Origin of the sequence: Halorutilus salinus (assembly GCF_026242195.1) — an archaeon.
Lineage (GTDB): Archaea > Halobacteriota > Halobacteria > Halobacteriales > Halorutilaceae > Halorutilus > Halorutilus salinus.
The window spans coordinates 67526-79396 of record NZ_RKLV01000011.1 but is presented as its reverse complement, the minus strand read 5'-3'; the positions used below and the strand labels follow the sequence as shown (position 1 = coordinate 79396).

20 protein-coding genes and 1 pseudogene are annotated in these 11871 nt (G+C 56.7%); 15 read left to right on the top strand and 6 right to left on the bottom strand.

Going from position 1 to position 11871, the window contains the following annotated elements:
- Window positions 1-158 precede the first annotated feature (158 nt).
- Together EGH25_RS10515 and EGH25_RS10510 are read left to right on the top strand one after the other, a co-directional pair.
- Complete coding sequence (locus EGH25_RS10515; protein WP_266088352.1) at window positions 159-1523, top strand: hypothetical protein; 1365 nt, start codon at window positions 159-161, stop codon at window positions 1521-1523.
- 276 nt (window positions 1524-1799) lie between these two features.
- Window positions 1800-1991 carry a hypothetical protein gene (locus EGH25_RS10510; RefSeq protein ID WP_266088350.1) on the top strand — a complete coding sequence of 64 codons (192 nt, stop codon included), beginning with the start codon at window positions 1800-1802 and terminating at the stop codon, window positions 1989-1991.
- 133 nt (window positions 1992-2124) lie between these two features.
- Here EGH25_RS10510 and EGH25_RS10505 read toward each other — a convergent pair whose 3' ends face one another.
- Complete coding sequence (locus EGH25_RS10505; RefSeq protein ID WP_266088348.1) at window positions 2125-2925, bottom strand: CPBP family intramembrane glutamic endopeptidase; 801 nt, start codon at window positions 2923-2925, stop codon at window positions 2125-2127.
- Window positions 2926-3535: 610 nt separating this feature from the next.
- Between EGH25_RS10505 and EGH25_RS10500 the strand changes: the two genes are divergently transcribed.
- The 8 genes from EGH25_RS10500 (at window position 3536) to EGH25_RS10465 (ending at window position 6827) form a co-directional block, all read left to right on the top strand.
- Window positions 3536-3832, top strand: coding sequence for a hypothetical protein (locus tag EGH25_RS10500; protein WP_266088346.1), 297 nt, complete (start codon window positions 3536-3538; stop codon window positions 3830-3832).
- The gene (locus tag EGH25_RS10495) at window positions 3833-4345 is read left to right on the top strand and encodes a PIN domain-containing protein (protein WP_266088345.1); all 513 of its coding nucleotides are present in this window, start codon (window positions 3833-3835) and stop codon (window positions 4343-4345) included.
- 235 nt (window positions 4346-4580) lie between these two features.
- A complete protein-coding gene (locus EGH25_RS10490) occupies window positions 4581-4919 on the top strand; it encodes a hypothetical protein (protein WP_266088343.1) in 339 nt (112 codons plus the stop codon).
- Between the two features lie 160 nt (window positions 4920-5079).
- Window positions 5080-5517 carry a DUF7718 family protein gene (locus EGH25_RS10485; protein WP_266088342.1) on the top strand — a complete coding sequence of 146 codons (438 nt, stop codon included), beginning with the start codon at window positions 5080-5082 and terminating at the stop codon, window positions 5515-5517.
- Window positions 5514-5678: a hypothetical protein gene (locus EGH25_RS10480; RefSeq protein WP_266088341.1), complete on the top strand. Its 165-nt coding sequence runs from the start codon at window positions 5514-5516 to the stop codon at window positions 5676-5678. Before EGH25_RS10485 ends, EGH25_RS10480 begins: the two co-directional genes overlap by 4 nt.
- 131 nt (window positions 5679-5809) lie before the next feature.
- Window positions 5810-6139, top strand: a complete 330-nt coding sequence (locus tag EGH25_RS10475) for a UPF0175 family protein (RefSeq protein ID WP_266088340.1) — start codon at window positions 5810-5812, stop codon at window positions 6137-6139.
- Window positions 6140-6187: 48 nt separating this feature from the next.
- A complete protein-coding gene (locus EGH25_RS10470; RefSeq protein WP_266088339.1) occupies window positions 6188-6433 on the top strand; it encodes a hypothetical protein in 246 nt (81 codons plus the stop codon).
- 7 nt (window positions 6434-6440) lie between these two features.
- Window positions 6441-6827: an HVO_A0114 family putative DNA-binding protein gene (locus EGH25_RS10465; protein WP_266088338.1), complete on the top strand. Its 387-nt coding sequence runs from the start codon at window positions 6441-6443 to the stop codon at window positions 6825-6827.
- Between the two features lie 19 nt (window positions 6828-6846).
- On the opposite strand, the gene EGH25_RS10460 is transcribed toward EGH25_RS10465, so the two are convergent.
- Window positions 6847-7575: a hypothetical protein gene (locus EGH25_RS10460; RefSeq protein WP_266088336.1), complete on the bottom strand. Its 729-nt coding sequence runs from the start codon at window positions 7573-7575 to the stop codon at window positions 6847-6849.
- A 6-nt stretch (window positions 7576-7581) separates the two neighbouring features.
- Window positions 7582-7734 (bottom strand): annotated as a pseudogene (locus EGH25_RS12375) (helix-turn-helix domain-containing protein); the annotation flags it as partial.
- A 168-nt stretch (window positions 7735-7902) separates the two neighbouring features.
- Between EGH25_RS12375 and EGH25_RS10455 the strand changes: the two are divergent.
- Window positions 7903-8073: a hypothetical protein gene (locus tag EGH25_RS10455; RefSeq protein WP_266088334.1), complete on the top strand. Its 171-nt coding sequence runs from the start codon at window positions 7903-7905 to the stop codon at window positions 8071-8073.
- On the opposite strand, the gene EGH25_RS10450 is transcribed toward EGH25_RS10455, so the two are convergent.
- The 3 genes from EGH25_RS10450 to EGH25_RS10440 all read right to left on the bottom strand — a co-directional run bounded on the left by EGH25_RS10450 (window position 8066) and on the right by EGH25_RS10440 (window position 10368).
- A complete protein-coding gene (locus EGH25_RS10450) occupies window positions 8066-9307 on the bottom strand; it encodes a tyrosine-type recombinase/integrase (protein WP_266088332.1) in 1242 nt (413 codons plus the stop codon). The two genes, EGH25_RS10455 and EGH25_RS10450, sit on opposite strands and share 8 nt — an antisense overlap.
- Before the next feature lie 67 nt (window positions 9308-9374).
- Complete coding sequence (locus EGH25_RS10445; RefSeq protein ID WP_266088330.1) at window positions 9375-9680, bottom strand: MTH1187 family thiamine-binding protein; 306 nt, start codon at window positions 9678-9680, stop codon at window positions 9375-9377.
- Window positions 9681-9702: 22 nt separating this feature from the next.
- Entirely contained in the window at window positions 9703-10368 is a 666-nt protein-coding gene (locus EGH25_RS10440; RefSeq protein WP_266088328.1) for an FAD-binding oxidoreductase, read from the bottom strand.
- Between the two features lie 109 nt (window positions 10369-10477).
- Between EGH25_RS10440 and EGH25_RS10435 the strand changes: the two genes are divergently transcribed.
- Genes EGH25_RS10435 through EGH25_RS10420 form a run of 4 tightly spaced genes read left to right on the top strand, consistent with a single transcriptional unit; the run spans window position 10478 to window position 11782 of the window.
- On the top strand, window positions 10478-10630 hold the full coding sequence (locus tag EGH25_RS10435) for a hypothetical protein (RefSeq protein ID WP_266088326.1): 153 nt from the start codon (window positions 10478-10480) through the stop codon (window positions 10628-10630).
- Between the two features lie 32 nt (window positions 10631-10662).
- Window positions 10663-11091, top strand: coding sequence for an Hsp20/alpha crystallin family protein (locus EGH25_RS10430; RefSeq protein WP_266088324.1), 429 nt, complete (start codon window positions 10663-10665; stop codon window positions 11089-11091).
- 3 nt (window positions 11092-11094) lie between these two features.
- The gene (locus tag EGH25_RS10425; protein WP_266088322.1) at window positions 11095-11514 is read left to right on the top strand and encodes an RNA-binding protein; all 420 of its coding nucleotides are present in this window, start codon (window positions 11095-11097) and stop codon (window positions 11512-11514) included.
- Between the two features lie 58 nt (window positions 11515-11572).
- A complete protein-coding gene (locus tag EGH25_RS10420) occupies window positions 11573-11782 on the top strand; it encodes a DUF8141 family membrane protein (RefSeq protein WP_266088320.1) in 210 nt (69 codons plus the stop codon).
- Window positions 11783-11871 lie beyond the last annotated feature (89 nt).

Sequence of the window (11871 nt, the reverse complement as noted above, 5' to 3'; positions counted from 1 at the left end):
TTCGCAGAGCCACACCGGTGGGGAAGGGCGACACCGGTCGTTGAGTTCCTCGTATGGCTCCCGCGTAGGCTGTTACGTCCCTTTTTTAGACTATCCACAGGAACTTGACCTTGATCCGAAGTCGTCGTACAGAACCGCATACAGCTTAGGTTATATACATGGGAAGAAGCCGTAGACTCGTCCTTGCGACCCTCTGTGTTGAGGCGGTGGCGATGGCGTCTATCGTCGCTTACGGATACCTGTCGTTAGTAGCCGTTGCCGTCCTGTACTGGATAGACCTGTTGTTCCTCTCCTTCCGTGCGATGGCACAGCGTCTACTCGCACGTAAGACGACGAGCAAGACCGTGTTTCAGGCTCTTCTCCCGCTCCGACTCCTGAAACACAAACGCGGAGCCGTCAGGGTGACAGACAAGCTCCCACCGTTCTACCCGCGGAACGTTCCCGAGAGCATAGGGGTGGTTCTCTTGATTGTAGTCTCTTCTATCTCAACGGCTTACGTCTTGGCTGTTCAAGTTCCCTCGGACTTCTGGAGAAATCCTTTCACCCCTTTCTTACTCGTAGGGGGAGTAGCAGCGGCGGCGGCGAAGTCGTGGCTGATACTCAAAGAGCACATAGCTTCAGGCGTGCACGAAACCGAACCCGGCGACGCGGTCGTACCGGGAAAACGTCTCTTAGTCCTCACGCTCTACGCCGGTATACTGTACCTCGTATCCGAGGGTACCGTGGGGGCGCTCTCACAGAACGGCGTAGGGGCGACACGAAACGGAATGATGTTCTGGGCTTCCGTGTTGGTTCTCCTCCGTCTCGGGTACGGAGTGCGCGCCTCCCGCATACGGTTCGTCGACGGAGAAACCGACGAGGAGGGAAACTGTGAAGACGGAGCCGGTACGAATGACGGCTTACTCTCACGGGTAAAGTCAAGGCTGTTGGGACAGAGAGACGTCGTTATCCCCTCCCCGCCGTCTGTCCCCGACAGGCGACCTTTCGAGACCGCGGAGCCCAAACGGTCCTCTGTCATCGCCGCAGGGTTTGTCAACGCCATAGCCGCGGGCGGTGTCGTCGACAAGCGGTTCAGCACCGAAGGTGTAGAGTTCAGGGTCGGTGTACTGTTCGTCTTAGCCCTCTCTGCCCTCGCCCTGCTAAACGGCTCCGTCGTCTTTTTCTCGCTGGTGATAGGCGTCCTGTCGATCCTGACGTTGACGCTCTCGGCGGTAAGCGTGGTACACATGAAACTCGGTGTCGGTGGGGTGGAGTACAGGTTCTACGACTCCGAACTGGTGGCGTACGACAGACGGCTACAGGAGCCACAGTGGTCGGTTCCGTACGACAGGATGCGGGACGTGTCCGTAGAGAGGGGTCTGTTCGGAAGCCCGCTGTGGCTGGACGCGGGGACGGTTTCTTTCGAACGCACTGACAGTCCCCCGGAGAACGAACTAAAGAACCACGAACCGAGGTCATCTATCCCGTTCGTTCCGGAACCTGAACGCGTCGTCGAACTCATTCGGTCCCGCAGAAGGCGATAACGGAAAGATCTGACTCTAGGATGGCTTACCCTTCCCCTTCTCCCCCGTTTTCGTACATATTCAGTGTCCCTGATTGTATATAACTATCCGCCATCGCCCGAGGAAAAACCGCCGACTATCCCATTCTCGGACAGTCCTGCATATATGGAGAGGATCTCATACAACGGTTCACACACCCGTTCTTCGTTCCCTCGCCTCCGTACAACTGAGATAAGTAGGATTTGCTACAATACATTAGTTCGCAAGGCTAATATTGAACCCACATCTGGCACACGTATGACAGATGAACAAGACCTGCTCCGTGCACACCTCCGTTCAATCCGCACAGCACTCGTCGCTATGGCAGTGTCAATCCTTACAACCGGACTCATAATCGCCGATGAAGATGGACTAGGGTTTCCTCTATTCATTATCACACTACTCATCTGCGCCTATGCATTTGTACCCCCACTCCTCCGCGGGCGATAGAGATACACATCCTCGCACTGGCTAATTCAGTAACCAGTGGATGAAACAAGGTGCTATGTGAACTATTCTATGACACCCTATACACGGAGTGTACTTGATGGGTCAGTCTGTAGGACTCCCATCTCGGGACAGGTCAACCTGGGATATCGGGTGGTGTTCTGTCCTGTGTCAGAGTCTGTGCTCCGGCGTACAGTACGATTATTGCCGCACAGGACACATAGAGTACCGTATCTCCCGAAACAAAGTCAAACACCGCGGGAACGTCACCGGTAGCCACCGGGGGCATATTATGCGAGGCGTGTGTTATCATCACGACCGGCAACGCCGCTTTCGTGCTGTTGTACAGCCACCCGAAGATGATCGATACAGCGACTATGTTCACCATATACTCACCGAAGTTGGTGAAGTTCCCGAGACCGGCGAGTATCATCGGGACGTGCCAGAGACCCCACAGGAGTCCGATACCTATACTCGCCGAGAGCGCACTGAAACGTCGCTGGAGACGGGGCTGTAAGAAGCCACGCCAGCCTAGCTCCTCTAGAGCGCCGGCGAAAAACAGCGTGAACCCAAAAAGGAATAGATAAGTAGCCGGTGGAGCCGCCGGAGCCGACATGTCACCGCCTAGTATCAACGCGACGATGTTTTCGAACTCCGTCCCGATGACCATAATTCCGACACCAACGAGATACCAGCGAACCCCTACTCGCAGGTTACGTAGCTGACCGAGCCAGTTCCGGAGGCTTTCGTCCGACATCCAGACTGTCACACCCGCACCGACCATCGGACCCCACGCGTACATGGCTACTCTCAGTCTCGGGGATACTCCTCCAAGCACGGTATAGATAGCTGTAGCGACAGCCGTTGAGTAGGCGACTAGTACAGCCAGGAAGAACAGTATCGGACGGTCTGATGCCGTCCCGTTGAGGGTACCCATACTGCTCACCGTTCCCCCTGAGTTACTGTTGGGTGGCTATAGGACGGGTTATGTTGTTCTTGGAGGTATACCTGCCAGGAAGCAAGCGTCCCTAATTCAGTTGCCTGGTACTTGTTTGCTGTTCGTATCATGGTTTTCCTTCGGTGGGTTCTGGCTACACTATATAATCAGGGCTAATGAAAAGTATCTAACGTAAGGAAAAAAGATATTTTCGCCGTCACAGGAGCGGTGTTCAGATGAGCATCTTCCACGCAAACCTGAACACTACCGAAACAGCCCCTAAAATCTACTTCTGTTCTCGTCTTTCCTCCAGTTACAACCTACTCCTATACCCGTGGCTGACCCGGATAAATAGGCACCCTGTTCTACCGTGAAGCACCCCTCAGTCCCGTTACAGATCCAGTCTTGAACCACACTGCAGGACACCGTAAACTACGCCGTACTGGAGTTAAATAGGGGGCGTCGACCGTGAAGCACGTCGGTGCTATTCGGGCAGGTCGCCCTTGACGAGCACCGCGTCGGACCTGTCCGGTGCCAGTAACTGCGAACCGGGAGTACAGGACGAACACCACCCGAATCTTTAACCGTCTCACACTCACAATATACACATATGTCTGAGAAGAAACGCGTTCAGTTTCGCGCGCCGCGGAGTCTCGTGGACCGCGCCGACTCCCTCGCCGAGGTACTCGACACCGACCGCACGGACGTTCTGATAGACGCGTTGCGTGACTACCTGCGCGAAGCCGCGCACGACGACAAGGTGAAACAGGAGATAGCCGACGCCTACTACGACGACAGAATCACGTTTGACGAACTCGCCGACCTTGTGGGGCATGAGGAGGCGGCGAACTTCCGCGTGCTGAAGAAACAGTTGGAAGCCGACGCCGAAGAACTCGCCGACGTATAGATGTCGAGGGTAATCGCCGACATGTCCGCGCTTCTGAGTATCGCGTCCGCACCGGACGTTCTGGACACCGTCTTCGACGAGTACGACGTACTCGTTCCGCGCGAGGTCGTTGACGAACTCGAAGAGACAGCCGAGTACGACGACGAGACGGCGAACACTGCCGACGAGGTGCTAAGCCGTCTCGACGACAACGCCGTCCGAAACGCCGAACTCAACACCGACTTCCCTCTTGACGAAGGAGAGAACGCCGCCGTCTCTCTCGCGAAGCGAGAAAACGTCGACCTGTTCCTCTACGATGGGTTCAACCGTATCGGTCTGATTCACGCGTCCCTCACCGACGTGAGGTTAGTAACGACGCCGAAGCTGTTGGAGGTTCTCGTACACAAGGACGCGCTATCGGAGGAGGAGGCAGTCGATGCACTCGACGACATGACCGAAGCGCGGAGCTGGAAGGGTAACAGCTACGTCCGGCGTGCGCGCGAGATGCTTCTGGGTAACTCACGAGACTCGTAATCTTATAACGAGAAAGTCGCAGACACAGTTGCGAAAATAGTAATTCGACGGTCACGCCAACGAAAACCGCAAGAAAGCGCCGATGAATTACTATTCCCGACGCCGACGAGAAAACCGCACGACACAGACGGCGGAATAGTAATTACCCGTCGCCGTCAGCGAACTTCATAAAACCGCAAGATGGCGATAGCGAAATAGGAAGTTATCCGTCTCCAGTACCTATAGCACGCGTAGCATGACAGAGCTAAACTGCGGATGCGGTCATACGTGGAACTACACGGGTAGCCTCACCGACCATACGACGTGTCCGTCCTGCTCACGGTCGGTGGAGATACCGTCATCGCACGCCGATGACGGTTTTAAAACGCACGACAGCGACGAGGAGATACAGAGACTAAAGGCGCGCGTCAGCCGTCTCGAAGATACCGTCGATAGACTCGTCGAACGCGTCGAGGACGACCCAAACGACCGAAGGAGGAGAGGTTTTAAAACCGATACCGACGAAGCAAACGACGACGAAGACGGTGGGAACGACGAAAACGACGGCATCTACGACCCCACGAAGGGATTTTAAAACCACATACCGACGGACGCTGACGACGACGAAGAGGTTTTAAAATCCGCCTGGTCCATGGGGACGCCGGTTCTATCGAGGGGATGATCGTCTTACTGACCGCACATCTCTCACATATGTCGACAGGACTTAGACAGTTCAGGGTCAAACGAGGAACCAGATGAGTATCGACGACTTCCGTGGGTTAGGTGACCCACCGCCAGACGGTGCCGAGTACCTCAGCTATGATCCGCCGGTGCTTATATTTATGAACAGCTTTTTCGAGAGCGAGGAGAAGAAAGCTCTCGAAAAGTTCATTTCGAAGCTTCTCTACGGACATCACGACTACGGAGAGGAGGAACAGTGGTCGGAGGTGATGCGACTGGACTACAACCCCGGCGCCGAAACAGGTCACGACGAACTTCACCTCGATATCATACGTGACGGCGAGAAGGTTGAAACTATAGACGAGGATGAAATCCGCGACCACTCCGACAGACCTGTTCCCGAGGAACCATACTACTACCCTCATTTCGCCGCATCGTACACAAGAGATAAATGGAAACGGTATGTAGAAGAATATGAAGAGGACTTAGGGATAAGGAGGCTACGAAAATGAGCTCCAAAACGGACAAGGGCGACAGGAAGAATCTGGATGACTTCTCTTACGAGGAGATACGAGATATGTCGCCCAACAAGCTCGTCGAGGTATCACCCGTCCGTCATCATCCGTCTAAGGCTCCGACGGAGGACGACGCCACCGAGTCCGACGAGCGGTGAGTGTCTTGCAGACGTTTCTGAGCGGCTTGCCATCATGACGATATCGGTTCTAAAACCAAACGTCGACGAGATGAATGGCGAATCACACCACCGTTAATCATATAATGTATGAATACATATAATGTATGAAGATGCCCCGAACCACCAGTACCCTCCCCAACGACATCCACCAGCTCGTAGAGGGGAGTATCAAAGCCGGAGTGTTTGAGAATAAGAGCGACGCCATCCGTCACGCTATCAGACAGTACTTCGAAGACGACGAAGACGCACGGATAGCCGCCGCCGTCCGTCTCTACGAAGAAGACGAAATTAGCCTCGGAAAGGCGGCTAGACTCGCCGAGGTACCACGTCAAGAGATGCCCGAGATACTCCGGGAACACGGTGTAGAGGTACGACTCGGACCTGAAGACATGGACGATGCGGAGGATGAGATAGAAGCCGCTCGGAAACTCAATGAGTAGTCCGTCGAGTCCAACTGTTCTTGATGCGACCGTGCTCTCCAACGTTCGGTGGCTCGTGGTGAGGGCGTTACGGTAACCGGGTCGATAGGAATACTCGTAGTTGAAGTGGAGTCCGATAGGGTAAGCGAACAGGAAGCCGATAGATGGCTCGCGGTGGATAGACGAAACCGGATACAGAGCACCTTCGAGGGACCTCCAAGACTTTCTATAGGGATACTGAAGAAGGGGGTTAAACTCGGATACTTCGAAGCGTACGAGAGTTCCGCGAATACGTCAGGGAGAAAGAGGGGGTAGAAAACCTATGGTAACACGAAACACCGACCGGAACGATGATAAAAGGGTTCTAGAGGTCCGCGTAGCGGACGGTGACGACCCGGTTGAGGAAGCGATGAGGGCGCTCGACCACGGCGAGGAGCCGGAACCGAGCTACGGGCTAACTCTACCCGTGGAAAGGCTGAACGAAGTCGTCAACCCCGACAATATAGAGCTGATACGTACGGTAGCCCGTGAAGAGCCGAAGAGCATACGCGAGCTAGCTCGTCTCGTCGACCGGGACGTGCGACAGGTACACGACGCGGTGACGGAGTTAGAGACTCTCGGACTTATCGAACTGCAAGAGAGTGGAAGAGCTAAGAAGCCGACGGTCTGGTACGACAGCATCTCGGTCGATATCCCTGTCGTCGCGTAACGCGGTTTTAGAATCTCGTTCATCCGTCGTGTAGGTCTTCGAACTCGATGACCTCGGAGCGCGTTTCCTCGCCTATCTCTAACTCCATGTCCTTGTGGAAGTCTTCTCCCGCAAGAGGATTGTCTTCCTCTGGGGGATGTTCTATGTCGACGACGTCAACGTTTTTGATGTAAACAGCGTTCTCACACGGACGGAGTAGGTAAGCACCGACGCCGGCGACGTGGAGACGCGGAACGTCGTCTACTACTTCGAACTTCCACTCGGTATTACTGTCCTCTAACCCCGGTGCTGGCGTGTCGAAGTTGCCGAGTTCTTTCTCGACAATAGGGACCGCAAACCGCTCACCTAACTCCGCGGACAGGAGAGCGGTCGTACTGTCAAAACTTTCGGTATCGAATTCGACAGTCGCTACTTCCCCGCCGTACTCGTTCTCCTCCCGCTGTTCCCGGCTGAACGTTCCGGCGGAGGGTATCTCGTCGTACTCGTCGCCGGAGGAAAGTCCTACAACCGTCTTCATGCTTGGACCACCACCGGTAACGACCAGCTGCACGGTGTCGCCGGCGGACACATCTTCGTCGTCATGGGTAGGGACAACCGACATGTCTTTCACTCCGCCTACGAAACGCCCTTCCCAGTAGTTCTTAACCGAGTTTCGTACGTGTTCTTCCTTCGACTCTACGTTGGGAACTGTTTTGATGCCGACCACATAGTATGCCGTCGCGTTGCTGACCTTTATCGAGTCTACCATATCGGTCTCCGCCAACTCTTGGAGTCTGTTCTTCGCCGTTGTCTTGCTCACGTCGGTTCTCTCGGCTACCTGTGCAGCCGTATATACTGGACGGGTTCCGCTTCTCAGTATATCCAAGACATCCTCTTTCGTGAGTTCCCTGTCTCTTCCTCGTGGCACTACCCTGTGTTCAGTCCCCACCGACTTATTCTTTCTGCTTAGTCTGAAACGGACTTCAGCACGAAACCTTATATTCGAGGAGAGGGCTAAATAAGACCGGATGCGCCAAAAACAAAACGTCCAACAGGGAAGATACGAGGAGCGCGGTTCCGGAGCGAGGGGTCAAAGATGAGCCAAGCCGGAGACGGGGGTAGCGAGAACCGTATTGAGGAGCCGGAACCGACCCCGGAGCTGTGTCTGACCGAGGAGCAGAGGGAGAAGCTGGAGCGCGTCGCGCGTAAAGACCTGCCGTCCTCGGAGATAGCCGAGGCGGTACTAAGACAGGATGAACTCAGCTGAGTTCGTCGTCGATGACCTGACGTATCTCAGGACTATCGGATATAACATCGCGCAATGCGAGGAGTTCGTCGCTGAGTTCGGGATTCTCCGCGATATCTTCGACGATGGTGTCCTCGGCTTCGTCAACGGTTTCCGCGGCGTCGTAGGTGAGAGGTGCACCACAACCCGGACAGAAACGCGGCACGTCGTCTCGGAGCGGCGTCCCGCACTGCACACATTCGTCGAGTTCGGGGACTATCTCCTCACCGTCGGCTTCAAGACCGTACTTGGCGAGTATCTGGTCGTTCATCTCCCCCTCGGAGACGTGCGAGTAGATCTTGAAGAGTTGGTCGGAGTCCTTCGACCAGAAAGCGCGGTGCTTAATTTCTTGCTCCGACAGACCCTCCTTTATCCACCGGGTTATCGCGGTATGTCGGAAGTTGTGCGGGTTCGCGCGGTCGCGTTCTATTCCCGCACGCTCAGCGACATCCTTGAGACGAGACTGAATCTGGTTGTACGAGAGAGCGCCGTCGTCGTCACTCTCGTCCACCTCTGTGAGCTTGTGAAACAGAGGAGCGTCGTTGTCCTCGGACCTCGGATGGACGTTGAGCCAGTTGGCTATATGTCCGCGCGACCACGTTATCGGTCGCGTACCCGACGCACCTTTGAGGGCGACAGCATCCTCGTTGATGCGGAACTTACCCGCGCGACCGCTGAGGTCTATATCGCCGACGCGCAGCGTCCCGGCGGCACCTATCCGGAGTCCCGTATCGAGGAGGAACGCGACGAGAGCCTTGTCGCGCGCGTTACGGCACGCGGCGAGCATGGATGTAGTCTCCGTCTGGTCGAAGACCTGGTCCTCGTCGACGGACCTGTCGGGCTTCGAACCTATCTCGATATCCTCCGCCCAGTCCTTGTCCATCCACCGGAAGAACTTGCGGAGAGCTTTCCGGTCTTCGCGGAGCGTCCCCTCGGAGAAGCCATACTCCTCCGCGTGTTTGTAGTCGAACAGGAGGGACTGCACGTCGCTCTGTTCCATGTCCGGGAGAGGTACGTCGCTCCGCTCGGCGAACAGCCGGAGACGCGAGGAGTTCGTCGCGTTCGTACCCACCGAGAGACCGTTGGAGTCCTGATACTCGATAAACTCGCGGATACAACGAGCCTCGTTATCGGTGATATCGTCGCTTTCGACGATACGCTCCAACTCGTTCCTGAGCCGATCCTCGTATCCTTTGATGTCGTTGATGCCAACCATCGTAAGCATAAAAAGAAGGCATGGGAATATAATACCATGGCGTGTATTCCCCGTCGGAACGTTTCTTTCAGTCGCCTCTCCCCTCGCGTCCGAGATGCTTCTCCACCGACTCGACCTTTCCGCGCGCTGTCTGCTCCGTACCGCGTTTGTCGTCGATCTTTAGCGACGTTACGACACGGTTCGAGTCGACGGCTTCGTGCGCCGCCGAAGCCGCGTCGAACAGCGTCGCCGAGTCCTCCGCCTCTATCACCGTCCCCATGCCCGTCACCTCGTAGGAAACGTCGAAGCCTTCGAGCGCCTCCACCGCCTTCGCTATCTCGCCCGACATGCTCTCCTGCGCGGGTGCGACCGTAAGGAAGCCTACGACCGTCATGCACTCGGTTCGTGCTGTTCCGTTATCCGTCTGTCGGTGGATCGGGACCGAAGTTCTCGACCTTAGGCTCACCGTCGTACCCCGCCTTTTCGAGCGCCTCCGTCGCCTCCTTTACGAATCCGTTGAAGCCGTAGACGAAGACCTGAGAAGCCTCACCGACGGTGTCCGCAACCGCTGTACCCAGAGGGCTGTCGGCTTCGAGTATCTCGACCGTCGCCCCTTCGTCGTCCAACGTACCGAGCCTTTCGGCGTGAGCGGGTTTGTCGTCCTTGTAGACGACTGCGACGTTCTCCGCGCCGTGTTCGACAGCGACGCGCTCGCCGATACCGACGGCGGGACCCACGCCGGGTCCGCCCGCGAGGACGACCACATCCTCCTCATCCTCGTAGTACGCGCGTCCGAAAGGTCCGTCCACGGAGACGTAGTCGCCCTCGTCGAGATCAGCGAGGACGGGGCTTAGTTCGCCCTCCGGATCGACGCCTACGGTTATCTCGAAGCTTCCGTCGGGGTACGGCGAAGAGACGGTGTAGTGGCGCGCGACGAACGAGTCACCGACGGATGCGCCTACCTGCACGAACTGACCCGGCGTTATCTCCCATCCGTCGGCTTCCGGCTTCGACAGTTCGATAGCAACGGTTTCGGAACCCACGTCGAGCATATCCTCGACCATCACCTCGGTACCTTCCATACAGTACCGTTGTCGACGGCGCAACAAGTTTCTTCCTCTTCCGCCTCATTCACCGTGTCGTCCGTCCGTCTGACTTAGGCTTTTAACGGTCTCCGTCCAAGCCTCACGTATGCGGAACGTCGAAGTCGAACTGCCGGAGGAGGTCGTCGAAGCCCTCGACGACGAGGCGGAGGAGTCCAACGAGACGAGGAGCAGTGTCGCCGTCGGGATGCTCGACGAATGGCTGTCGCGCACCGAGGAAGCGGGCGGACGGTCTGCGTAAGGTATATTGATGAGGACGGCTATTTAGCCACGATGTCACGGAAGATAAGACCCGTCGAGAGGCTCGAAACCGTCGTAGAACAGCTTGACAGAGCGCTGAGCGAGAGGGACGTTGACGAACTCCCGCGTGCGGGCGTCCTAAGCCCCGTCGACATCGATGTCGTGGACGACGGTGAGGATGTCGTCGTCGTCGCAGACCTTCCGGGGTTCGACAGGGACGAGGTCTCGGTCGAGGCGGACGCCCATAGGCTCAGGGTCGAGGCGGAACGCGACGAGGAGAGCGAGGTCGAAGAGCAAGACTACTACAGACGCGAGAGATCGACGGAGCGCCTAAGCCGAACCGTACAGCTCCCCGTGGAGGTCGACGCAGGAGGCGCGGACGCATCGTACGAAGACGGCGTTCTCTCCGTACGTCTCCCCAAGACGGGTGTCGAAGACGGCGAAGAGATAGAGATAACGTAGACGGTGGAGTTCCATTACGTCGACCTCCGCGGCTTCTGCTACGCCACAGAGGACGAGGAACGCGTCGAAGCCGCCCTACGTCACTACCTGCCCGACGACTACCCTGTGGAGCGCGAGATGACCGAGGGGCACCACGGTGACAGTATAGCCGTCCTCTCAGCGCGCGTCGACAACGCCGACGACGTACGGTACGTGATGAACCGCGTCCTCGAAGCAGGCGAACGCCAACGTATCATCGAAGAGATCGAGGAACGTGTCGACGACGACTGCTCGTTCCATCTACGTCTCGACAAACAGACGGCGTACGAGGACGTGTCGGCGCTCGGCGACGGCTTACATCTACGCGCCAAGGTCGAGGCTTACCCCGCCAAACGCGAGAAAGCCGTCGAGGCGGTACGGAGGTCGCTTGAAGCCGAAGGATAGACAAAACGCGCGTCTGTTCCTACGCCAGCTACTTGTGCCGGAGCCACAACGGTCACGTATGTCGGTGGTACGCTGGCTCGACTCTAAGCCGTTCGCACAACAGATAATCCTACTTTCGGCTGTCTTAGACCCCGTAGGAATCGCCGGCGGGTACCTACTCGGTCCGCGGTTCGACCTCGAACCTATCATGGGTGCCGTCGCGGGCGCTGTAGCCGCGAGTACCGTGGTGTCGCTCTGGATCCTACGGTACCAGCAGAGACACGCTTGATACACTGGTGCCGAAGCTGTCTTCCGAGTATTTCATAAAAACTGCCCCTCGGGGGGAAGGAGAGGGACAGTCGCACGTAGCGTTAGAAC